The organism is Stenotrophomonas sp. TWI1149, from assembly GCF_039673155.1.
In the GTDB taxonomy this organism is placed as follows: Bacteria; Pseudomonadota; Gammaproteobacteria; order Xanthomonadales; family Xanthomonadaceae; genus Stenotrophomonas; species Stenotrophomonas maltophilia_AA.
In genome coordinates, this window is the sequence record NZ_JBDJLB010000001.1 from 1 (window position 1) to 22,322 (window position 22,322).

Here is a 22,322-nt window from a genome sequence, read left to right on the forward strand (position 1 = left end):
GCCGCTGCCGCCGTACCTGCGGCGCCCGCGCCCAGCGCCGTCGCCACGGGTGGCGCGCCCAAGCCCGGCCGCATGCAGACCAGCAATGTCCGTTCGGGGCAGCAGCTGTATGCGGAAAACTGCGACCTGACCGTCATGGCCACCGTCGGCGCGGGCGCCGAAGTGATCGCCGACGGCAGCATCCACATCTACGGTACGTTGCGGGGCCGTGCCCTGGCAGGTGCCCAAGGCAACACCACGGCGCGTATTTTCTGCCGTGAATTCCACGCTGAACTGGTCGCCATTGCCGGCCACTACAAGGTACTGGACGATGTCCCGGACTCCCTGCGCGGCAAGGCCGTGCAGGTGTGGCTGGAACAGGACCAGATCAAGATCGCTGCGCTGGACTGACGCAGCCCCCAAACAGAAGAATCAGGAGAAATCCTTTGGCTGAAATCATCGTAGTCACCTCCGGCAAGGGCGGCGTCGGCAAAACCACCAGCAGCGCCAGCCTGGCCTGTGGGTTGGCGCGTCGTGGAAAAAAGGTGGCGGTGATCGACTTCGACGTCGGCCTGCGCAACCTGGACCTGATCATGGGCTGCGAGCGCCGCGTGGTGTACGACTTCGTCAATGTCGTGCACGGCGAAGCCACTCTCAAGCAGGCCCTGATCAAGGACAAGCGCTTCGACAACCTGTACGTGCTGGCTGCGTCGCAGACCCGCGACAAGGACGCGCTGACCCAGGAAGGCGTGCGCAAGGTGCTCGACGATCTCATCGCCGACGGCTTCGAATACGTCATCTGCGACTCCCCGGCCGGCATCGAGAAGGGTGCATTCCTGGCGATGTACTACGCCGACCGTGCGGTCGTGGTGGTGAACCCGGAAGTGTCCTCGGTGCGCGACTCGGACCGCATCATCGGCCTGCTCGACTCGAAGACCCACAAGGCCGAATCCGGCAAGAACGTGCCGGCCTTCCTGCTGCTCACGCGCTACAGCCCGGTACGGGTGGAAAGCGGCGAGATGCTCAGCATCACCGACGTGGAAGAAGTGCTGGGCCTGAAGGCCATTGGCGTGGTGCCCGAGTCGGGCGACGTGCTCAATGCGTCCAACAAGGGTGAACCGGTCATTCTGGACCCCGAATCGGCGGCGGGCCAGGCATACGAAGATGCGGTGGGCCGCATCCTTGGCGAAGAGCGTCCGATGCGCTTCACCACCGTGGAGAAGAAAGGCTTCTTCAGCAAGCTGTTCGGAGGGTAAGCATGGGACTGTTCGATTTCCTGAACCGAAAGAAGACCACTGCCGAAACGGCCAAGAACCGCCTGCAGATCATCATCGCGCAGGAACGCAGCCACCGCGGCGGCCCGGACTACCTGCCCCTGCTGCAGCGCGAGCTGCTGGAAGTGATCAAGAAGTACGTCAACATCGACGCTGATGCGGTCAAGGTCGATCTGGTCAAGGACGGTGAGCACGACGTGCTCGATATCTCCGTCGCCTTGCCGGAAGGCCCGCAGCAGCCCTGATCGACATCGCCCCTTCCGGACCGGAAGGGGCGGTTGAGCGGTAACCCATGAACGACGCTGCCCCCACCGCCGAACCGCAGGTCACCCGCGTCGGCGATATCCGTTTCGACGATGCCCATGCCCTGCTCGCCGCCCACGATCTGCACCTGCATCGTGTGGCCGAGGGCGCGCCGATTCCGGGCAGCTATTGGGGCGAACCCGAGGCCGGCATCATCGGCAGCGACGTGTATGTCCGCGATGACACGCCGGTGCACTCGATGCTGCACGAAGCCTGCCACCTGATCGTGCTGCCGCCGGAGCGGCGTGCGCTGGTGCATACCGATGCCACCGATTCGGTGCCCGAAGAAGACGCCACCTGCTACCTGCAGATCGTGCTGGCCGGCAGACTGGCCGGTGTCGGTAGTGCGCGGTTGATGGCCGACATGGATGCGTGGGGGTATACGTATCGGTTGGGGTCTACGCAGGCGTGGTTCGAGCAGGATGCGGAAGATGCAAAGGCGTGGTTGGTCGAACGCGGCCTTCTTGCGGCGTAAATCCGCACGTGCGGTCAGTCCTGGGCGCGTGGCGACGCGCCAATCACATAGGCGCCTGGAGGTTCACTCGGCGCGGTTCGAGCAGGATGCGGAAGATGCAAAGGCGTGGTTGGTCGAACGCGGCCTTCTTGCTGCTTGAATCTGCAGGCGCGGTCATTCCCGGCGGCCTTGATCCCCGGTAGTGCCGGCCGCTGGCCGGCAACCTCCTGGACAAGTGACGCATCGCCTGGTTGCCGGCCAGCGGCCGGCACTACCGCCCTCAGCCCTGCCCGGCCATCGCGCGCAGGGTGATGCCCACGATGTAGGCCAGATACGTGCCCGTCGCGTAGCCCATCGTGCCCAGCAGCACGCCCACCGGGGCCAGCGAGGGATGGAACGCCGCGGCCACCACCGGGGCCGAGGCCGGCCCACCGATATTGGATTGCGAGCCGATCGCGAAGTAGAAGAACGGCACCTTCAGCGCGCGCGCCAGCGCCCACAACAGCACGATGTGCACGGCGATCCAGATCAGGCCGAGCAGGAACAGCCACGGGCGGTCGAGCAGCGCGAGCAGGTCCATCTGCATGCCGATGCAGGCGATCAGGAAGTACAGCAGCAACGAGCCCAGCTTGGAGGCACCCGCACCTTCGAGGTTGCGTGCACGGGTGAAACTCAGCGCCAGGCCGCAGGTGGTGGAGATCACCACCACCCAGACGAACGGCGCGTCCAGACTGAACTGCGACGCCCAGGCCACATGGCCCTTGAACCAGGCCGAGAGCGGCCCGGCGATCGCATGCGACAGCCCCACCACGCCGAACGCCACGGCCACGATCAGCATCAGGTCGGTCAGGCTGGCCACGCGTTCGTGCTGCGCCTGGAAGGCCTGGATGCGCAGCTTGAGCGCGTCGATGCCCGAGGTGTCGGCACCGCTGCGCGCATCGATCTTCGCCGAACGCCCGGCCATGAAGATCAGCACGGCCATCCACACGTAGCCGACGCCGACATCGACCACCGCGAACTGCCCGAAGGTGGTCGCGTTGACGTCGAACACTTCGCGCATGGCGAGCATGTTGGCGCCGCCGCCGATCCAGCTGCCGGCCAGCGCGGCCATGCCGGCCCAGGTATCGCCGGCGACGGTCGCCGGATGCAGCCACTTCATCAGCTGGAAGGCCACCACCGCGCCGATCATGATGCTCAGCGAGGCGCCCAGGTACATCACGATCAGTTTCGGGCCCAGCCGCAGGATGCCCTTGATGTCCACGGCCAGCGTGAGCAGCACCAGCGCGGCGGGCAGCAGGATGTCGCGCGCGACCGGGTTGTAGAGATGGGTGTTCTGGCCGTCGATCAGGCCAACGGTGTTGTACACACCGGGAATCAGGTAACACAGCAGCAGCGCGGGCACGTAGGTGTAGAAGCGCTTCCACAGCCCCTCCTCGCGCGAGGCGGTCCAGAACACGGCACCGAGGGTGGCGGCGATCAGGCCGAAGACGACGATGTCGTTCTGGATCAGGGCAGGTGCTTTCACGGAGATGGGGTGCCTGGGTCGTGCCGGCCGCGGGCCGGCAACCTCATGAGTACTGAAAGCGCGGTGCAGATGCCGGCCAGCGGCCGGCACTACGGATGAAGATACAGATGCTGGCCTGCGGCCGGCACCCGCGATGCAAAAGCGCCGCCCCTGGGGGCGGCGCTTCAAACCGGCTTATTCGCCGATGTGCTGCTTCAACCAGCCGTTGACGGTGTCATGCCACTGCACGCTGTTCTGCGGCTTGAGCACCCAGTGGTTCTCGTCCGGGAAGTACAGGAACTTGGACTCGATGCCCTGGCGCTGTGCGGCGGTGAACGCTGCCAGGCCCTGTTCCACCGGAATGCGGTAGTCGAGCTGGCCGTGCACGATCAGGATCGGCTTCTTCCAGTCCGACACGTGGTTGACCGGGTTGAACTTCTCGTAGCTGGCGGCCTTTTCGTACGGCGTGCCGCCCTGCTCCCACTCGGTGAACCACAGCTCTTCGGTGGCGTAGCCCATCATGCGCTGGTCGAACACGCCGTCATGGTTGACCAGGCACTTCCACGGCTCGTTCCAGTTGCCGGCGATCCAGTTGACCATGAAGCCGCCGTAGCTGGCGCCCAGCGCGCACGCCTTGTCGCCGTTGAGGAACGGGTACTGCTTCTGTGCCGCGGCCCAGCCCTTCTGCAGATCTTCCAGCGGGCGGTCGCCCCAGTGCTGGCTGATCGCATCGGTGAAGGCCTGGCCATAACCGGTGGAGCCGTGGAAGTCGATCATGACCACCGCGTAGCCCTGGCCGGCGTAGGTCTGCGGATTCCAGCGGTAGCTCCAGCCGTTGCCGAAGCTGCCCTGCGGGCCGCCGTGGATCAGGAACGCAACCGGGTAGCGCTTGCCTTCCTGGTAGTTGTACGGCTTGACCACGTAACCGTGCACGGTCTCGTTGTTCCAGCCCTTGAACTGGAACTGCTCGTAATCGCCGAAGGCGACATCGGGCAGCATCTCGCCGGCGCTCGGGGTGATCTCGCGCGGGTTCGCACCATCGAAGGCGGCGACGACGATCTGGTCGCCGCTCTTCAGGCTGTTCTTCGTATACGCCAGCGTGGTGCCGGCGATCACCGGCGAGCCGATGCTGCCGCCGTCGACCACGACCTCGGCCTCACCGGTGGCGATGTCGACGCCGAACAGGCGGTGCTCGCCCATGTCGTCGGCGCTGGTGTAGATCAGGGTGCCGTCACCGGACAGCACGATCTCGCCGGCCGAGCGGTCCCACTTCGGTGCGATCTCGCGGGTCTTGCCGGTGGCCACGTCCATCGCCATCAGGCCGAAGCGGTCCGCTTCGAAGCCCGGGCGCTTCATGGCGCGGTAGTACAGGGTCTTGCCGTCGGCGCTGAACACCGGGCCGGCATCCCAGGCCGGGTTGGACGCGGTCAGGTTGACCGGCGCCTGCTTGCCCTCGGCATCCAGGCGGTACAGGTCGAAGTTGGTCGACCACGGCTCCTGCTTGCCGGCCACGCGGATCGCAGCGACCACGGTCTTGCCGTCCGGCGACCAGGTGAAGTCGTCATTGCCACCGAACGGCTTGGACGGCGCATCGCCGGCCAGCGTCGCGCTGATCGCCGAGGCACCCTTCACCGCGGCAGCCTTGGCGGCCGGCAGCGGTGCCACGAACAGCGTGTTGCGGCGGCCATCGGCCCAGGTGTCCCAATGGCGCACGAAAAGGCTGTCGAATACCTCACCGGTGTTCTTGCGCGCCTTGTGCGCGTCCAGTTTCTTGCTGGTGCAGGCCAGGTCCGAACCGCAGTCCTGGAACACGCCGCTGCTGAAGGCGACGCGGTCGCCCTGCGGCGAGACGTGGAAGCTGTCCACATCGACCGGGAAATCGGTCAGCTGGCGCGGGGTGCCGCCGGTGGTCGGCTGCGCGTACAGCTGCTGGCTGCCGTTCTTGGCGCTCAGGAAATACACGGTCTGGCCATCGGCCGACAGCGCGGCGGAATTGACGTTCCAGCCAGCCGGGGTCAGCGGCTTGGGCGGGGCCAGGTCACGCGTGCGCAGGTTGCGGATGAACAGGCCGGTGCTGGCCTTGCTGTCGGCACCGACCACGCGCTTGGCGAAGATCACGTTGCCGCCATCGGCGGTGAGCAGCGGGCTGGAGACCCGATCCAGCGCGATCATGTCGCGCACATCCAGGCCACGCGTGGCCGCCAGCGAGGGCATCGCGGTCAGCAGGCACAACGGCAGCAGGGCGTAACGAAGTTTCATCGGGGTCTCCGCTGAACGGCAAAACGCCGATGGTAGGGCCGCAGGGGCTGCACATGCAAAGGCCATCGGTCATGCCGGCGCCTTGCCTGGAGGCAGAAACGACAAACCCCGCCGGAGCGGGGCTTGTCGTGACGCAGACCGGGGCGTTTTTAGACCGAACCGACCGCGCGCTTGCCGGTGCGGTAGATCAGCCAGCCGACCAGGAACAGCACGGCCAGACCGATCCACTGCGCGCCCGGCAGGTGGAACGGCAGCGCCAGCACGTCGGCACGGCTGCTGATCACGATCGGAACCGCGATCGCGATGCCCATCAGGGCTTCACCGGTGATCAGGCCGGCAGCGAACAGCACCCCCGGCTTGTGCACGCGGTCGCGGCCTTCTTCGTCGTCGCCACGGATCTTGTGGAAACGCTCGACCAGATAGGCGATCAGGCCACCCAGGAAGATCGGCACCATCAACTCCAGCGGCAGGTAGATACCGATGGCGGCCGCCAACACCGGCACGCGGAAGCGTGCGTTGCGCGACTTCAGCCAGCTGTCGAAGGCGATGATCGCCGCGCCGACCACCGCGCCGATCCCGATGAAGGTCCACGGCAGTTCGCCACCGAACAGACCCTTGGCCACCGAGGCCATCAGGTTCGCCTGCGGCGCGGCCAGCGCGTTGGGATGCAGCTCGGACTTGACGCCGATGCCGTAAGCGGTGGCCAGCAGGTTCAGCACCGGGGCCATGATCAGCGCGCACGAGAACGCGCCGATGCCCAGCATCAGCTGCTGCTTCCACGGGGTGGCGCCGACGATGTAGCCGGCCTTGAGGTCCTGCAGATTGTCACCGCCGACCGCGGCCGCACAGCACACCACCGCGCCGATCATGATCGCGGCCACGGCACCCAGCGGTGCCCCGCCAACGCCCACCGGCTTGAGGCCGTCGGCGCCGAGCAGCAGCACCAGCACCGCCGAAGCGAACAGGATGGTGGAGATGGTGATGCCCGAAACCGGGTTGTTGGAGGAGCCGATCAGGCCGGCCAGGTAGGCCGAGACCGAGACGAACAGGAAGCCGGCCACGATCATGATCAGCGTCATCGGAATCGAGACGTGCCACTGGCCCACGATGGCCTGGTACAGCGCCAGCAGCGGCAGGGTGAAGACGACCAGTGCCACCAGCATCCACTTCATCGGCAGGTCGCGCTCGGTGTCCGCCAGCGCCGGGCCACCGCTCTTGCGGGCCGCGGCAAAGCCACTCTTGACGCCATTGAGCAGCGACTTGCGCAGCGAGATCAGCGTCCAGACACCACCGATCAGCATCGCGCCCACGCCCAGGTAACGCATCTTCGCGCCCCAGATGGCGAAGGCCGCCTCGGTGGAGGAGGCCGTGGCGATCGAGGCCGCCAGCGCTGGATCGGTGTTCATGAAGAACGCCTGGTACAACGGAATGGCGATATGCCAGGTCAGGATCGAGCCGGACACCACCACGATGCCGACATTCAGGCCGACGATGTAGCCCACGCCCAGCAGCGCCGGGGACAGGTTGGTGCCGATGAAGGCGCTGATCTTCGAGCCGCCCACATAGGCCGAGGTGGCCCAGGCATCCGGAATCAGGCGCAGGCCGCTTTCGGCCGCCAGCTTGACGAAGGCGCCGATCACCGCCGACACGGCGAGGATCTTCAGGCCCGGACCCGGGTTTTCACCGGCCTTGAGCACTTCGGCGGCGGCCTTGCCTTCCGGGAACGGAAGCGGATCTTCCACGATCATCGAACGGCGCAGCGGCACCGAGAACAGCACGCCCAGCAGGCCACCCAGGCCGGCGATGCCCAGCACCCACCAGTACTTGAAGTCCGGCCAGTAGCCCATGATCACCAGCGCGGGGATCGTGAAGATCACGCCGGCGGCGATCGACGAACCGGCCGAGGCGCCGGTCTGGACGATGTTGTTTTCCAGGATCGTGCCACCGCCGAGCAGGCGCAGCACCCCCATGGAAATGACCGCGGCGGGAATGGCGGTGGCGATGGTCAGGCCTGCGAACAGACCGAGGTAGGCGTTGGCGGCCGACAGAATCACCGCCAGCACGATGGCAAGCACCACCGCGCGGAATGTGAGCTGGCGTGGCGCAGCGTCGTTGTTCATGGAAGCCCCTGCTGGCAAAAAATCCCTGCCACGCTAGCGTTCATGTACGGGCAAGTCCAGTAGTGCCGGCTGCTGGCCGGCCACCCTGCACCACTTGATCGAGGCCCCTGTTGAGCTGCGCGTGCCGACGCAGCCGCGACACGCCGGACTCGGCAAGGTCCAGGGACGGGCCCATCCATTTTAGTTATGTTATATCCTATCGCACCGAACAACCGGCGCTGCTGTGACGTCTTCCCCCACCTCCCGCCTGACCTCCATCGACCAGCTGCGCGGCACCGTGATCGTGCTGATGCTGCTCGACCACGTGCGCGAAACCTTCTATATGCACCAGCAGGTGGGCGACCCGATGGCGGTCGACCAGGTCGAGCCGGCGCTGTTCGTCAGCCGGCTGCTGGCCCACCTGTGCGCCCCGGTGTTCGTGCTGCTGACCGGTCTGTCGGCCTGGCTGTACGCCAGCGGCAAGCCAGACGGGCGGCGGGCCGCGTCGGCCTTCCTGCTCAAGCGCGGCCTGTTCCTGGTCGTGCTGGAGCTGCTGGTGGTCAACTTCGCCTGGACCCTGCAGTTCCCGCCCAGCGTGGTGTACCTGCAGGTGATCTGGGCGATCGGGATCAGCATGATCGCGCTGGCCGGGCTGCTGTGGTTGCCACGCGGGGTGCTGGCGGTGCTGGCACTGTCCGTGATCGTCGGGCACAACCTGCTCGATGGCATCCGCGTGCAGGGCGACGGTGCATTGGCCGTGCTGTGGAAGGTGCTGCATCAGCGCGACTGGATCGCCGTGACCGACGGGCTGCGCCTGCGCACCTCCTACCCGGTGCTGCCGTGGATCGGCGTCATTGCGCTGGGCTGGGTGGTCGGCCCGTGGTTCGCGCGCGGCGGCGATGCCCTCCTGCGCCACCGCCGCCTGTGGATGGCCGGCGCCGGTGCGCTGCTGGCCTTCGTCATCCTGCGGGCGGTGAACCTCTACGGCGACAGCCCGTGGCAGTCGTTCGCCAGCGCCGGCGACACGATCATGAGTTTCTTCAACGTCACCAAGTACCCGCCCTCGCTGCTGTTCCTGCTGCTGACCCTGGGCATCGGCCTGCTGTTGCTGCGCCTGTACGAGCAGCCGCGCGTGGCCCGGGCGCTGGCGCCGCTGGCCGACATCGGCGCGGCGCCGATGTTCTTCTACCTGCTGCACCTGTACGTGCTGAAGCTGCTCTACGTGCTGGCGGAGGCGCGCTGGGGGCACAACCACGGCGCGTATTTCGCCGTGGACCACGTGGCAAGCCTTTGGGTGATCACCGCGGTGCTGGCAGTGGCGCTGTACTGGCCGACCAAAGCGTTCGCGCGATTCAAGGCACGGCGGCGCGATCTGGCGTGGCTTCGCTATCTGTAGGCGGGCGATGCCGGGCTGCTGAGGCTGCCGGCCAGCGGCCGGCACTACGATAGCGGAGCGGCTGGCACTACCACAGCGGAGCGGCCAGACCCGGCACGGCTGACCCTTCGCCCCGGGCCTATACTCGCCGCCTTGTCCGCCCTGCCCCTATCCCTCGATGACCGCAGCCGCCCTGCCCGCCTCCGCAGCCTCCCCCGCTACCGACGACTTCCTCGGCCATCCCAAGGGCGTTTACATCTGCTTCTTCACCGAGATGTGGGAGCGGTTCTCGTTCTACGGGATGAAGGCGCTGCTGCTGCTGTACCTCACCAAATACCACCTGTTCGGCGACAAGGCCGGCCTGGACCTGCTCGGCGCCTACGGTGGGCTGGTCTACTGCATTCCGGTGTTCGGTGGCCTGCTCGCCGACCGCTGGCTGGGCATGCGCAAGGCGGTGGTATTCGGCGGCGTGCTGCTGGTGCTCGGCCATCTCGGCATGGCCTTCGAAGGCCATGCGGCGGTCCGCGTCGATGGTGCGGTGGTGCGCGATGACGCCGCACTGGGCATCACCTACCTGTCGCTGGCGCTGATCATCATGGGCGTGGGCTTCCTCAAGCCCAACATCTCCACCATCGTCGGCAAGCTCTACCCGGAAAACGATCCACGCCGCGATTCGGGCTTCTCGCTGTTCTATGCCGGCATCAACCTGGGCGCGCTGTTCGCGTCGCTGGTCTGCGGTTTCCTCGGCGAAGCCTACGGTTGGAAATACGGCTTCGGCGCGGCCGGCATCGGCATGGTGATCGGGCTCGGCATGTTCCTGTGGGGGCAGAAGTACCTGCAGGGCCATGCCGAACCGTCCGACCTGCCGGCACTGCGCCAGCGCGTGCTGGGCATCCGCCGCGAATGGTTGATCTATGCGGTGGCCGTGCTCGGCGTGATTCCGGTCGCCGCGCTGATGTGGGCGGCCGCCAATGGCGCGTTCGCGCTCGGCGGGGAAATCAGCCTGGCGCTGATGTTGATGATCGTCGTGCTGGGTGGCGTGCTGGTCTGGTTCGCCTGGTTCACCGGCACCCGCTGCACGCCGGTGCAGCGCCAGCAGATGATCGCGCTGATGGCACTGATCTTCATGGCGCTGGTGTTCTTCACCCTGTACGAGCAGACCTACGGCTCGTGGGTCACGTTCACCGATCGCCTGCTGACCAAGGACCTGGTGCCCTCGCTGGTGATCCAGGGCGGCACGCCGCTGCCGTGGTCGATCGCCTCGCTGCTGCTGGCACCGCTGGGGTTCGTGGTGGCCGCGCGCCTGTCCGAGCGCAGCCCCGGCTCGTCCGCACCCCGCACGCTGTTCATCGCCATCGTCGCTGCGATGCTGGTGATGCTGATCCGCGACTGCCTGGTGATCCCGCAGACCGCCGGCTCGCTGACCTACCTCGGCGGCCTGTTCCTGGTCGTGCTTGCGCCGCTGTTCGCGATGCTGTGGGCGTGGCTGGATCGTCGCCGCATGGACCCGTCCAAGCCGGTCAAATCCTCGATCGGCCTGGTCTTCGCCGCGCTGTCGTTCGTGCCCCTGGCACTGGCCGCCCAGCACGTCGGCGCGACCGGGCAGATGGCCAGCGTGTGGTGGCTGGTGCTGGCGTACCTGATCCTGGAGATCGGCGAAATGTGCCTGTCGCCGGTCGGCCTGTCGGCGGTGACCCAGCTGGCCGCGCCGCGCGTGGTCAGCCTGATGATGGGCACCTGGTTCCTGGCCACCGCGTTCTCGGAAACGCTGGCCGCGCTGTTCGGCAAGCTCGCCGCGATCGAAGTGCCGGAAGGCCAGACCATGGACATCGCCAGCGCCGCCGCCAGCTACGAGCACCTGTTCTGGCTGCTGATGTGGATCGGCCTGGGCTGCGCCGCGGTCGCCCTGATCTGCTCGCCGCTGCTGAAGCGGATGATGCACGGGGTGAAGTGAGTCCTGCCTGCTGCGCACACGACAACGGCACCTTCCGGTGCCGTTGTCGTTGAAGCGGTGTTTCCTGCGCGCCGCGCTCAGGGATGGGCCGGCGTCGACACCCTGGCGGTCTGCCCGCCCAGGCTGTTGGACAGGAAGGCAAGCAGCTTGGTGTAGTACTCGCGGCGATGCGGGTCGGTGTAGAAGCCATGGCCTTCGGTGGGGTAGTACAGCGTCTCCACCGGCACGCCGGCCTTCTTCAATGCCGCTTCCATCCGCCGGGTGTGCAGGATCGGCGCGCGCTCATCTTCGCCACCTGCGGCCAGGAACACGGGCACGTTGATCCGCTCGGCCAGGTTCACCGGTGATACCGCCGCCAGTGTCGTGCGGTCCCCCACCCATTCCCTGAGATAGGTCTCGCCCGAGCCACGGCGCTGGATGTCGCCGGTGGTGTACATGATCGGCAGGTCATAGACCCCGACATAGCCGGCCGCACACGCGTACAGCGACGGCTCCTTGGCCACGCCCATCAAGGCCGCATAGCCGCCATAACTCGCACCGTACATGCAGATCTTCGCGCCATCGGCGATGCCTTCGGCTACCGCCCAGCGGGTGGCATCGGTCAGGTCGTCCTGCATGGCGCCGCCCCATTCCCGGCTGCCGGCGTTGGCATGGGCCCGGCCGAAGTTGGACGACCCCCGGTAGTTGACCTGCAGCACCGCATAACCGGCGGCGGCCAGCAGCTGGCTTTCCATGTCGTAGGCGCCATCGTCGTACACGAAGAAGGGCCCCCCATGTGGCATGACGACCATCGGCAGGCGCTTGCCCTCACTGCCCCTGGGACGGGTGACGAACCCGTGCAGCGGCATTCCGTCGCGGGCCTTCAACGCGATCGGCTGGACCACGGCCGCGGTGTCCGGATCCACCCACTGGCTGCGGCTCACCACCAGATCGGCCTTCTTGGCCTGCGTATCGAACACGTAGAAGTCGCCGGGGTTGCTCCCCGACCAGACCTGCACCATCGCCAGCCTGCCGTCGCGCGAGGACGAGGTAATGAACACCGCCTGGCCGCCGAAGGCCTGCTCCAGGCTGCGCTGCAGGCGGGCATCGGCCGAAGTCTCATCGAAGAAGCGGGTGCGCGGCGTGTCGCCCAGGTACAGCGCGCCGATCGGGATCGAGGTCCCGCGCCGGTAGATCACCCTGGCCGGGTCGACCACCGCGTCGCGCAACAGTTCGCGGCGCTCGTCGGTCGCCGGGTTCCACGACACGATCGTGTCCGGGCCACTGGGCTGCTCGACCACCAGATAGGCCAGCCTGCCATCCTCGGAGAAGCCCAGCGCCCGTTCGATGCGTTGGCTGACGCCTTGATCGTTGATCATTTTCCAGGCCGCGCCGGCGCCGTCGCGGTAGTACAGCTTGTTGACGTTGTCACTGGCGGCGCCGTCGGCGAAACGCACTTCCCCCTTGCCGTCGGCGACGAAGTCGGCCCGCTGCACCGGCGCGCGCGCGACCGTCGTGCGCTGGCCGCTGTTGACGTCCAGGCGCTCGGCCGAGGTGAACGGATCGGCCGAGAACGGCATCACCTTGACCAGCACGCGGCGGTCCTGGTCGGGCAAGGCATCGATCATGAAGGCAGCCACCGCTTCGACCTTCTTCGGCTGGATCCGCGTGCCCAGCCCGCGGTTCTGCACGCGGTACCCGATCAGCAGCTCGCCCCGCCCGCCGTCGGCATTGATGCCGAACAGTTCGCCGGTCGGCTGCGGCTCGTCCAGCGAGCCGAACTTCTCCGCCAACCCGATCAGGACGCGCTGGTCGTTGACCCAATCGAAGTCATTGGCGTGGTTGTTCTTTGGCGGAACGAACGAGCCGATCAGCTTGCCGTCCTCGCGCCGCATGATCGCCAGCCCGGTGCGGTCCTCCATCGGAATGGTGGCCGCATAGAACGCGCCGGTCGGCGAGATCTTGATGTCCGTAAACGTATCCCGGCGCAGATAGTGCTCCAGGTCCACCGCACCGGCCTGGCCCGTCATGGCCAACAGCACGGTCATTCCCCACAGGCATGCACGCTTCATCCTTCCCCCCTGCTCCACTGGACATCGTGTCCGGAAGGGCGATTCTAGGCGCAAGCCCGGCGGGTCAACCAGCGGCGTTTCCAAAAAAAAATGGCACCGCGAACGGTGCCATCTCCAGGGCCTGCATCGAGGAGAGAGTTCAATGCATGCCGCGGAACGCGAGGCTGAGCGCCAGGATCGACAGGATCACCGCGATGGTGCCGTCGAGGATGCGCCAGGTTCTGGGCTTGGTGAACAACGGGGCCAGCAGGCGTGCGCCCAAGCCCTGGGCGGTGAGCCACAGGCAGCTGGCGGTGAACACGCCGGCGGCGAAGGCCATGCGTGCGTTGCCGAAGTTCTCGGCGATGCCACCGATGACCATCATGTCCAGCCAGAAGTGCGGGTTGATCAGCGAGAACCCGACCGCCGAGATCAGCACCGCGCGGCGCGAGGTGCTGTCGCCGTCGTCCACATGCATGCCGCCGCCACCGGCCAGCGCGCGTCGCGCCGACTGCCAGGCATACCAGGCCAGGAAGGCGACACCGCCCCACAGCACCACCGTGGTGAGCCACGGCACCGCCTGGGTCAGCGTGCGCAGGCCGGCCACGCTGGCGAAGATGAAGATGCCATCGATGGCGGCACACGTGGCCACCACCGGAATGATGTGCTTACGCAGGATGCCCTGGCGCAGGATGAACGCGCTCTGCGCGCCGACCACCGCGAACAGGCCGATGCCGGTTGCGGCACCACTGAGCCACGCGCTCAGCCCGGCGCCGCCGGAAAGGATCGAAAACATGGGATACCACCTGTGTCTTGCTGGGGGGCGGTGCCTCGCCAAGGCGTACAGCACCGGATGGCGCGTATTGTCGCGCCGCAACATTAAAAAGTAGAGCTAAACTTACTTAACCATCTTTAGCAGAACTTAAGATCATGCGCATCGACCATGCCCAGCTCCGTGCCCTGGCCGCCGTGATACGCGAAGGCAGCTTCGAGCGTGCCGCGCAGTCGCTCAATGTCACCGCCTCGGCGGTCTCCCAGCGGGTCAAGGCGCTGGAGGACCGGGTCGGCCGCCTGCTGGTCAAGCGCTCGTCCCCGGCGGTGGCCACCACCGAGGGCCAGGTGCTGGTCCAGCTGGCCGAGCAGACCGCCCTGCTCGAGCACGATGCCCTGCACCGGATGGGTATCGCCGATGAGGACCTGCCCCACGCCAGCATCCCGGTGGCGGTGAACCATGACAGCCTGGAAACCTGGTTCCCCGAGGCGGCCCTGCAGTTCGCACGGCAGACCGGCACCACGCTGGACCTCCGCTCGGAAGACCAGGACCACACCGTGGCCCTGCTCCGCCAGGGCGCCGTGCTGGGCGCGGTGACCACGCTGGATGAGCCGGTGCAGGGCTGCCAGATCCACGCGCTGGGCAGCATCCGCTATGCGGCCACCTGCACCCCCGCCTTCCATGAGCAGTACTTCGCCAAGGGCGTCAACGCGCAGTCGCTGGCCCAGGCGCCGGTGCTGGTATTCAACCGCAAGGACGACATGCAGGCCCGGTTCGCCCGCCGCCTGGCCGGCAACGACCTGCCGCTGACCGCGCCGACCTGGTGGATTCCCTCCACCCGCGCGTTCGTCCAGGCCAACCTCGGCGGGCTGGGCTGGACCATGAACCCGCTGCCGCTGGTCAAGCGCCATCTCGATGCCGGCCGGCTGGTGCACATGAAACAGCGCGCCTGGGAAGACGTGCCGCTGTACTGGCAGCACTGGAAGGGCGACGTGCAGACGATGGCACTGCTGACCCGCGCGGTACTGGCGGCCTCGGCGACGCTGGTGCGGCGGAAGCGGTAAAGCAGCGGCCCAGCCCTGCCCTACACAGGCCACCGACCCGGCCCGGTGCAGGATCGGCCCATCCAGCCGTGGGGGTCTCGATGGACAGCGATCCGGTCTACCTGCACATCCGGGTGGTGCTCAGCATCATCCTCGGCCTGAGCATCACCACCCTGCTGCGCGGCCTGGCAGGCATCATCGAGCACCCGAAACGCCGCGGCTGGTCGTGGATCCACCTGTGCTGGGTGGTCTGGGCGCTGATCTCGGTGGTGACCTTCTGGTGGTGGGAGTTCCGCCTGGGTGAGGTGCGGCAGTGGACGTTCGAGCTGTATCTGTTCGTGATCGCCTACTGCGCCGCGTGGTACATGCTCTGCGTCCTGCTGTTTCCCGACGATGTGCGCGAGTTCGGCAGCTATGAGAACTACCTGCTGCAGCGGCGCGGCGGCTTCTTCGGGATGCTGGCGCTGGTCACCCTGCTCGATCTGGTCGATACCGCCATCAAGGGCCACAGCCGCTGGCAGATGCTCGGCGACGCCTACTGGGTCCACACCGTGGTGATGCTGGGGATCGCGGGGTTGGGCATCGCCCTGCGCCAGCGCCGCGCCCACCTGGCCCTGGCGTTGATAGCGCTGATCTATCAAGCCAGCTATTTCCTTCTTGAATACTTCACCTTGGCCAGCGACTGACCCGGCGCGGCACACCGACCGGATGCTGCGTTGCACCAAATCCGTACCGGAAAGGGCTAAAATCGCCTCCAAGGTACCGCTGTGACGCCCGTCTTCACGGGCGTTCCCGGCAGCGGCGGCATCCTTCCCATGTCTCCCTACCTGAGATCCCCATGAAAAAACTAGCGAAGGTCGTCCTCGGCCTGTTCGTGGTGTTGCTGATGGCAGCGGCACTGTTCCTGTACTGGCCGCTGCATCAGCGTTCGGTCCCGGCCGCCGGCAACGACAAGCCGGTCGACGTCGTCCTGGTCGGCGGCGGCATCATGAGCATCACGCTCGCCACCTTCCTGCAGGAACTGCAGCCGGACTGGAACATCCAGGTCTATGAGCGCCTGGACGGGGTCGCACTGGAAAGTTCGGACGGCTGGAACAACGCCGGTACCGGCCATTCCGCGTTCGCCGAGCTGAACTACACCCCGGAACTGCCCGACGGCAGCATCGAGACCAAACGTGCGGTCGGCATCGCCGAGCAGTTCGAGATCTCGCGCCAGTTCTGGTCGCACCAGGTCCGCGAAGGCCGCCTGAGCCAGCCCAGCGACTTCATCAATCCGACCCCGCACATGAGCTTCGTCTGGGGCGACGAGAACATCGCCTACCTGCACAAGCGCCAGCAGGCGCTGGTCAAGAACCCGCTGTTCTACGGCATGCAGTACTCCGAGGACGCCGCGCAGATCAAGCAGTGGGCACCGCTGCTGATGGAAGGCCGCGACCCGAAGCAGAAGGTCGCCGCGACCTGGATGCCGCTGGGCACCGACGTGAACTTCGGGGTGATCACCCGCCAGCTCACCGCCGGCCTGCAACGCAGCCCGAACTTCAAGCTGCACCTCAACCATGAAGTGCGCGCCCTGCGCCAGAACGACGACAAGAGCTGGAACGTCACGGTCAAGGACCTGGCCTCGGACACCGAATCGACGATCAAGTCGCGCTTCGTCTTCATCGGTGCCGGTGGCGCCGCGCTCAAGCTGCTGCAGCTGTCGGGCATTCCGGAATCGAAGAACTACGCCGGTTTCCCGGTGGGGGGCCAGTTCCTGGCCTTCCAGTCGCCGGCGATCGCCGGGCGTCATTCGGTGAAGGCCTATGGCATGGCCGAAACCGGCTCGCCGCCGATGTCGGTGCCGCACCTGGATGCGCGCAAGCTGGATGGCAAGCCGGTGGTGCTGTTCGGGCCGTTCGCGCTGTACAGCACCAAGTTCCTCAAGCATGGCTCGTGGTTCGACCTGTATTCCTCGGTCAACCACAACAACGTGGCCGGCATGATGGACGTGGGCCTGGAGAACCTGGACCTGGTGAAGTACCTGATGGGCCAGGCGCGCCTGAACGATGACGACCGCCAGGCCGAGCTGGTCAAGTACTACCCGAACGCCAAGCGTGAGGACTGGAAGCTGGTCACCGCCGGCCAGCGCGTGCAGATCATCAAGAACGACCCGGAGAAGGGCCCGATCCTGCAGTTCGGTACCGAGATCGTGACCGATCAGGACCACACCCTGGCCGCCCTGCTCGGCGCCTCGCCGGGTGCTTCGACCTCGCCGCCGATCATGCTCGACCTGCTCAAGAAGGCGTTCCCCGAGCAGATGGCCGCGGGCTGGGAAGCACGCCTGAAGGAAATCGTGCCGTCGTATGGCCGCAAGCTCAACGACAGTCCCGCGCTGACCAATGAGATCCGCCGCCTGACCAGCGAGACGCTGAAGCTGCCCTACCTGGACGTTCCGCTGGAAGGCGCGACCAGCCCGGCGGTGATGCTGACCCCGCCGCCGGCCACCAAGCCGGCCGAGGCCAAGCGCAACGCCAACGAAGAACTGCAGGCGCTGTAAGCCTGCTCCGGCGGGGCCTGCGGGCCCCCGCCACGGTTTCCCTCCGGCCACCCTCGCGGTGGCCGGTTGCGTTGTGGGGTTGGGTGACGCTGAATGTTCACAATTTGTAAAGCGAATGAGAACGCTTTACATTTGCACCCCGCCGGGCTTGGGGCCCGGCCACGTCCCCCAGATCATCACGAGACCCCGCATGTACGCCTGCGCTGCTTCGCTTCGCCTCCCCCGCCGTGCCCCGCTGGCCCTGGCCCTGCTTTCCGTGATGGTGCTGACCGCGCCGCAGGCGTTCGCCGATGCGCTGGCAGACGCCAGCAGCGCCGCCGATGCCAAGACCCTGGACAAGGTCAGCGTGGTCGGTGCGCGCGCAATGCCCTCGAGCACCACGCGTCTGCCGATCAGCCTGCAGGAAACCCCGCAGTCGGCGACCTCGATCGGCCTGCAGCGGCTGCAGGACGAATCGTTGTTCAGCATCAACGACGTGATGCGCAACGTCACCGGCGTCAGCGTCTCCTTCTATGACACCCAGCGCCCGCTGTACTACGCGCGCGGTTTTGCCATCACCGATTTCCAGGTGGACGGCATCCCCACCTACAGCGGCTCGACCAACCAGGAATACGACACCGCCTTCTACGATCGCGTTGAAGTGATCCGCGGCGCCAACGGCCTGCTGAGCGGGGCCGGCGTGCCGTCGGCCACGGTCAACCTGCTGCGCAAGCGACCGGGCAAGGAATTCGATGCCTCCTTCGCAGTGAGCGCCGGCAGCTGGGACTACCAGCGCATGGAAGCTGATGTCACCGCGCCGCTGACCGCCGATGGCCGGTTCCGCAGCCGCGTCGTCGCCGCCTACACCGACCGTGATCTGTATTACGACCGTTACCACGAGAACAAGATGGCCGGCATGGCCGTGCTGGAAGGTGACCTGACCGACAGCACCACGCTGACCGTGGGCTACCAGACCCAGGACAACAATCCGGTCGGTTCGACCTGGGGCACCGTGCCCTTCTTCGACAGCCAGGGCAACTTCGCGCACCTGCCGCGCTCGACCAACGTCGCCCCGAAGTGGAGCTACTGGCAGCGCGAGACCAGCACCGCGTTCGCGAACCTGGAACAGCGCTTCGGCGAGAACTGGCTGCTGAAGATCAACACCGCCTACACCCAGGGCAACGTGCAGAACGTGCGCGTGTACGGCAGCGGCTACCCCGATCCGGCCACCGGCGCGGGCATTTTCCTGCGCACCGCCGCCGGCGATTCGGAAGACACCCGCCGCAACGTCGATGCCTATCTGAGTGGCACCTTCACCCTGTTCGGCCGCGAACACGACCTGACCGTGGGCGGCCAGTGGGCGGATATCGAGGGCACCACGAACACCATCGCGCTGCGCTACCCCACCGACTGGGCACGGTGCGGAACCGAGCGCTGCTACTACATCCCGGACATCCGCGCGTGGGATGGCGACATCTCCGAAGTGACCTACTCGCGTACCGGCGCACGCCGCGTCGCCAAGACCACGCAGAGCGGCCTCTACGTGGCTACCCGCCTGCGCCTGGCCGATCCGCTGGCGCTGATCGCCGGTGCGCGCCTGAGCCGCTGGGAAACGTTGACCCGTGCCTACAACGCGGCCGGTGCGTACACCGGCACGAGCGGCGCCTACAAAGTGACCGATGAAGTCACGCCCTATGTGGGCCTGGTGTACGACATCACCCCGCAGGTAGCCGCGTATGCCAGCTACACCGAAATCTTCAATCCGCAGAACTACAAGGACCGCAACGAAAACCTGCTGGCGCCGGTGGAAGGTTCCAATCTGGAAGCAGGCATCAAGTCGCAGTGGTTCGACGGTCGCCTGACCGCCAACGCGGCGGTGTTCGAGGCCAAGCAGGACAACTACGCGGTACTCGATACGAGCGTGCCGGAGCGCTCGCTCAGCGATGGCAGCTCGGCCTACATCGGCATCAACGGCACCAAGGCACGCGGCTGGGAAGTGGACGTCAACGGCGAGATCCTGCCGGGCTGGACGGTCAATGCCGGCTTCACCCACGTCAAGGTGACCCGCGCGGCCACCGATCTGCTGTACGCCAACCCGGCCGAAGATCTGCTGCAGCTCAACACCCAGGTGCGACTGCGCGGCGCGCTGGAGCGCCTGAGCGTGGGCGCGGGCGTGCAGTGGCAGAGCAAGGTGCAGGGCTACAACATCCCCTATCCGCTGGGCGGCACGGTGACGGTGAACCAGCCGGCCTACGCGCTGGTGCAGTTCAATGCCAACTACCGCATCAGCGACAGTTGGACGGCCACCCTCAGCGTGCGCAACGCGCTGGACAAGACCTACTGGGCCAACCTGGATTACAACAACTACGGCGAACCGCGCTTCGTCGCGTTGAGCCTGCGCTGGAAGTACTGAGGCCTGGCGACATCGCTGTGTTGAACGAACGGGTCGCCTTCGGGCGGCCCGTTCTGTTTTGTGGCAACCCACCGTATACCGGTAGTGGGGGGGGGGGGGGGGGGGGGCGGAGCGGTCGCGCATAGGGGAGGGGGGGGCCGGCTCCTCGAGGACCCGGCATTGCGTGGAGCCGGCCAGCGGCCGGCACTACCGGGGCCGTGTCTCGCGCAGCGTCCACATCACCGGCAGCACCAGCACCGCGACCACCGCGATCATCGCGCCGGGCGCGGACGACCACCCGGTGTGCCGCACCAGCAGCTCGGCCAGCAACGGCGTTGCCCCACCGAAGAACGCGGTCGCCATGGTGACGCCCAGCGCCAGGCCACTGAGCCGCCCTTCGCCGGGGAACTGCTCGGCCGTGGCGGGGGCCGCCACCGCGCTCACGCCGCCCGCGAGGCAGGCCAGCACCACCGCCGCCAGACCGATCGTCACGGTACTGCCGCCGGCCATCAGCGAGAACATTGTCAGCGGCAGCAGGGCCGACAGCACCGCCAATGCGATCAACACGGGGCGGCGCCCGATCCGGTCGGACAACGCACCGGCCAGCGGCGTCACCACGATCACCGCCACCGCCGCGACCGTTGACAGCCACAACGCCTCCGATTCACTCACCTGCCCCACCGAACCGAGGAACGCGGGCACATAGGTGATTCCGACGTAATAGGTGATCGAGCCCAGTGCGGAGATCGCAAACGTGCGCGCAATCGCGGGCTTGTGGTGCCGCCAGCTATCGCGGATCGGCGACGTCGGCACGGTGCCCTCGGCCTGTTGCCGCTCGAACTCGGGCGACTCGTGCATGGTCGAGCGTGCCAGCAGGATCGCACCGGCCAGTACCGCACCGACGAAGAACGGAATGCGCCAGCCCCATCCATCCAGCTGCGCCGTGCTGAGCAGCGCGACGGTCAGCGCCGACAGCGCGACCGCGAGCAATGCCCCTACTTCGCTCGCGGCCGAGGCCAGCGAGGTCACCAGCCCGCGACGGCGCACCGGCGCGGTTTCCAGCAGATACGCGACCACGCCCGTGTACTCGCCGCCCACCGAGAACGCCATCAGGCAGCGCAGCAGCAGCAACAGCACACCGGCAGCGGCACCGATGCTCTCGAAGGTGGGCAGCAGGGCGGTGGCGAGCATCGCCACGGTCATCAGCAGCATCGAGGCCAGCAGCATGTAGCGTCGACCGAAGCGGTCGCCGAGGTGGCCGAACACCAGGGCGCCCAACGGACGCATCAGGTAGGACACCGCGAAGCCGGCGAGCGTGGCCAGCAGTGCATTCTCGCCACCGCCGAAAAACACGCGGGACAGTACCGTGGCCAGGTACAGGTAGAGCGTGAAGTCGTACCACTCCACCACCGTCGACAGGCCGGCAATGATCATCGAGCGCGTACGTGGGCGCGTACCGGGCGCGGTGGGCGCCGGGCTCAAGCGTGCTTCCTGTGGACGCGCAGGCCGTCGCGGAGCGACAGCGGAAGAAATCGCATCGGGCTACTCCCGGCCGTCTCGGCCGCATCTGGACGGCGACAGCCTACGACAGCCGATCTGCACGCCGCGTCACGGGAGCGCGGCGTTGTCGCAACGCGCCCCGCCCGCGCTCAGGCCGCGGCCACGGGTCGGACCGCACCTCGCCGATAGCTCAGCAACCGGCCATTGCCCGGCGCATTGCCCTCGTCCTCGAACAGCCCAAGTTCCTCGGTCACGTCGAAGCCCTGCAGGGCCATGCCGCGCGAGAACGCCCCGACGTTGCCGCGGCCGGGGTCGGTGATCAGCAGTTCGGCCTCGGGTTTGGCATGCCGCAGCATCATTGCCGCGACCTGATGGGCATGCCCCCGCTCGTAGAGGATGTCACTGCCGATGATCAGGTCGAAGCGGCCGAGCGAGCCATCGGGGACTTCCCAGGGAAGGTCGCGATAGCTGACGGCCGGCAGGTCGTTGAGCCCCGCGTTGTAGGCGAGGAACGATTCGGCCAGGGGATGGTGATCGGTCGCCACGACGTCCGCCCCGCGATGCGCGAGCACGAGGCTGGACAGGCCCAGCCCACAGCCCAGCTCGAGGATGCGTTTACCGGCCACGTCGAAGTGGCTCATGGTCTCGGCCAGTGCGCGGCCGGCCGGCCAGATCTGGCCGAACAGGCTCCACAGCGAAGAATGGATGCCGGCGCGCTCGGCACGCCCGGTGGGATCGGAGAACTGCTGCAGGTCGCTGAGCGCGCGGATGCGGAAGTCGTGGCCGCCGACCGGGATGGTGAGGATGCGGGTGGTATAGCCCGGCATGTGCGCTCCGTGGGACACGGGAGCCTTCATTCCGGGAGCGGC

General features: G+C 66.9%; 17 protein-coding genes. 10 read left to right on the plus strand and 7 right to left on the minus strand.

Features of this window, described 5'->3' with window-relative positions:
• The 4 genes from minC to ABE424_RS00020 form a co-directional block, all read left to right on the plus strand.
• Window positions 1–390: septum site-determining protein MinC (gene minC / locus ABE424_RS00005; protein ID WP_346501806.1), on the plus strand; the 390-nt coding region annotated here is incomplete at its 5' end.
• A 35-nt stretch (window positions 391–425) separates the two neighbouring features.
• A complete protein-coding gene (minD, locus tag ABE424_RS00010) occupies window positions 426–1,235 on the plus strand; it encodes a septum site-determining protein MinD (protein ID WP_088432112.1) in 810 nt (269 codons plus the stop codon).
• Window positions 1,236–1,237: 2 nt separating this feature from the next.
• Window positions 1,238–1,498, plus strand: a complete 261-nt coding sequence (minE, locus tag ABE424_RS00015) for a cell division topological specificity factor MinE (RefSeq protein ID WP_017355894.1) — start codon at window positions 1,238–1,240, stop codon at window positions 1,496–1,498.
• A 47-nt stretch (window positions 1,499–1,545) separates the two neighbouring features.
• Window positions 1,546–2,031 (plus strand): hypothetical protein, encoded by a 486-nt coding sequence (locus ABE424_RS00020; protein WP_346492828.1) that lies wholly within the window; start codon window positions 1,546–1,548, stop codon window positions 2,029–2,031.
• 259 nt (window positions 2,032–2,290) lie between these two features.
• On the opposite strand, the gene ABE424_RS00025 is transcribed toward ABE424_RS00020, so the two are convergent.
• The 3 genes from ABE424_RS00025 to ABE424_RS00035 form a co-directional block, all read right to left on the minus strand.
• Entirely contained in the window at window positions 2,291–3,535 is a 1,245-nt protein-coding gene (locus ABE424_RS00025) for a DUF819 family protein (RefSeq protein WP_346479692.1), read from the minus strand.
• A gap of 174 nt (window positions 3,536–3,709) precedes the next feature.
• On the minus strand, window positions 3,710–5,773 hold the full coding sequence (locus tag ABE424_RS00030) for a S9 family peptidase (protein ID WP_346492827.1): 2,064 nt from the start codon (window positions 5,771–5,773) through the stop codon (window positions 3,710–3,712).
• A gap of 149 nt (window positions 5,774–5,922) precedes the next feature.
• Window positions 5,923–7,893, minus strand: a complete 1,971-nt coding sequence (locus tag ABE424_RS00035) for an oligopeptide transporter, OPT family (protein ID WP_346492826.1) — start codon at window positions 7,891–7,893, stop codon at window positions 5,923–5,925.
• A 223-nt stretch (window positions 7,894–8,116) separates the two neighbouring features.
• Between ABE424_RS00035 and ABE424_RS00040 the strand changes: the two genes are divergently transcribed.
• Both ABE424_RS00040 and ABE424_RS00045 read left to right on the plus strand, forming a co-directional pair.
• Entirely contained in the window at window positions 8,117–9,268 is a 1,152-nt protein-coding gene (locus ABE424_RS00040) for a heparan-alpha-glucosaminide N-acetyltransferase domain-containing protein (RefSeq protein ID WP_346492825.1), read from the plus strand.
• Between the two features lie 157 nt (window positions 9,269–9,425).
• Window positions 9,426–11,201 (plus strand): oligopeptide:H+ symporter, encoded by a 1,776-nt coding sequence (locus ABE424_RS00045; RefSeq protein WP_346492824.1) that lies wholly within the window; start codon window positions 9,426–9,428, stop codon window positions 11,199–11,201.
• Window positions 11,202–11,278: 77 nt separating this feature from the next.
• Here ABE424_RS00045 and ABE424_RS00050 read toward each other — a convergent pair whose 3' ends face one another.
• On the minus strand, window positions 11,279–13,252 hold the full coding sequence (locus ABE424_RS00050; RefSeq protein WP_346492823.1) for a S9 family peptidase: 1,974 nt from the start codon (window positions 13,250–13,252) through the stop codon (window positions 11,279–11,281).
• Window positions 13,253–13,391: 139 nt separating this feature from the next.
• Window positions 13,392–14,027 (minus strand): LysE family transporter, encoded by a 636-nt coding sequence (locus tag ABE424_RS00055; protein ID WP_346479698.1) that lies wholly within the window; start codon window positions 14,025–14,027, stop codon window positions 13,392–13,394.
• A gap of 134 nt (window positions 14,028–14,161) precedes the next feature.
• On the opposite strand from ABE424_RS00055, the gene ABE424_RS00060 reads away from it, so the two are divergent.
• From ABE424_RS00060 to ABE424_RS00075, 4 genes are all read left to right on the plus strand, one after another.
• Complete coding sequence (locus ABE424_RS00060) at window positions 14,162–15,067, plus strand: LysR family transcriptional regulator ArgP (protein WP_176990085.1); 906 nt, start codon at window positions 14,162–14,164, stop codon at window positions 15,065–15,067.
• 80 nt (window positions 15,068–15,147) lie between these two features.
• Complete coding sequence (locus ABE424_RS00065) at window positions 15,148–15,732, plus strand: hypothetical protein (RefSeq protein WP_346492822.1); 585 nt, start codon at window positions 15,148–15,150, stop codon at window positions 15,730–15,732.
• A gap of 152 nt (window positions 15,733–15,884) precedes the next feature.
• Window positions 15,885–17,582, plus strand: coding sequence for a malate dehydrogenase (quinone) (gene mqo / locus ABE424_RS00070; protein WP_346492821.1), 1,698 nt, complete (start codon window positions 15,885–15,887; stop codon window positions 17,580–17,582).
• A 259-nt stretch (window positions 17,583–17,841) separates the two neighbouring features.
• Window positions 17,842–19,974 carry a TonB-dependent siderophore receptor gene (locus tag ABE424_RS00075; protein WP_346492839.1) on the plus strand — a complete coding sequence of 711 codons (2,133 nt, stop codon included), beginning with the start codon at window positions 17,842–17,844 and terminating at the stop codon, window positions 19,972–19,974.
• A gap of 186 nt (window positions 19,975–20,160) precedes the next feature.
• Here the strand turns inward: ABE424_RS00075 and ABE424_RS00080 are convergent, their stop codons facing one another.
• Both ABE424_RS00080 and ABE424_RS00085 read right to left on the minus strand, forming a co-directional pair.
• Window positions 20,161–21,387 carry an MFS transporter gene (locus tag ABE424_RS00080; RefSeq protein WP_346492778.1) on the minus strand — a complete coding sequence of 409 codons (1,227 nt, stop codon included), beginning with the start codon at window positions 21,385–21,387 and terminating at the stop codon, window positions 20,161–20,163.
• A gap of 215 nt (window positions 21,388–21,602) precedes the next feature.
• Entirely contained in the window at window positions 21,603–22,280 is a 678-nt protein-coding gene (locus tag ABE424_RS00085) for a methyltransferase domain-containing protein (RefSeq protein WP_346492777.1), read from the minus strand.
• Between the last annotated feature and the right edge of the window lie 42 nt (window positions 22,281–22,322).

Excerpts from the sequence above, each read along its gene's own strand:
- minE (WP_017355894.1), top strand. The coding sequence starts at position 1,238 with ATGGGACTGTTCGATTTCCTGAACCGAAAGAAGACCACTGCCGAAACG.
- ABE424_RS00020 (WP_346492828.1), top strand. The coding sequence starts at position 1,546 with ATGAACGACGCTGCCCCCACCGCCGAACCGCAGGTCACCCGCGTCGGC.
- ABE424_RS00030 (WP_346492827.1), bottom strand. The coding sequence starts at position 5,773 with ATGAAACTTCGTTACGCCCTGCTGCCGTTGTGCCTGCTGACCGCGATG.
- ABE424_RS00035 (WP_346492826.1), bottom strand. The coding sequence starts at position 7,893 with ATGAACAACGACGCTGCGCCACGCCAGCTCACATTCCGCGCGGTGGTG.
- ABE424_RS00045 (WP_346492824.1), top strand. The coding sequence starts at position 9,426 with ATGACCGCAGCCGCCCTGCCCGCCTCCGCAGCCTCCCCCGCTACCGAC.
- ABE424_RS00050 (WP_346492823.1), bottom strand. The coding sequence starts at position 13,252 with ATGAAGCGTGCATGCCTGTGGGGAATGACCGTGCTGTTGGCCATGACG.
- ABE424_RS00055 (WP_346479698.1), bottom strand. The coding sequence starts at position 14,027 with ATGTTTTCGATCCTTTCCGGCGGCGCCGGGCTGAGCGCGTGGCTCAGT.
- ABE424_RS00060 (WP_176990085.1), top strand. The coding sequence starts at position 14,162 with ATGCGCATCGACCATGCCCAGCTCCGTGCCCTGGCCGCCGTGATACGC.
- ABE424_RS00065 (WP_346492822.1), top strand. The coding sequence starts at position 15,148 with ATGGACAGCGATCCGGTCTACCTGCACATCCGGGTGGTGCTCAGCATC.
- mqo (WP_346492821.1), top strand. The coding sequence starts at position 15,885 with ATGAAAAAACTAGCGAAGGTCGTCCTCGGCCTGTTCGTGGTGTTGCTG.
- ABE424_RS00075 (WP_346492839.1), top strand. The coding sequence starts at position 17,842 with ATGGTGCTGACCGCGCCGCAGGCGTTCGCCGATGCGCTGGCAGACGCC.
- ABE424_RS00080 (WP_346492778.1), bottom strand. The coding sequence starts at position 21,387 with ATGATCATTGCCGGCCTGTCGACGGTGGTGGAGTGGTACGACTTCACG.
- ABE424_RS00085 (WP_346492777.1), bottom strand. The coding sequence starts at position 22,280 with ATGCCGGGCTATACCACCCGCATCCTCACCATCCCGGTCGGCGGCCAC.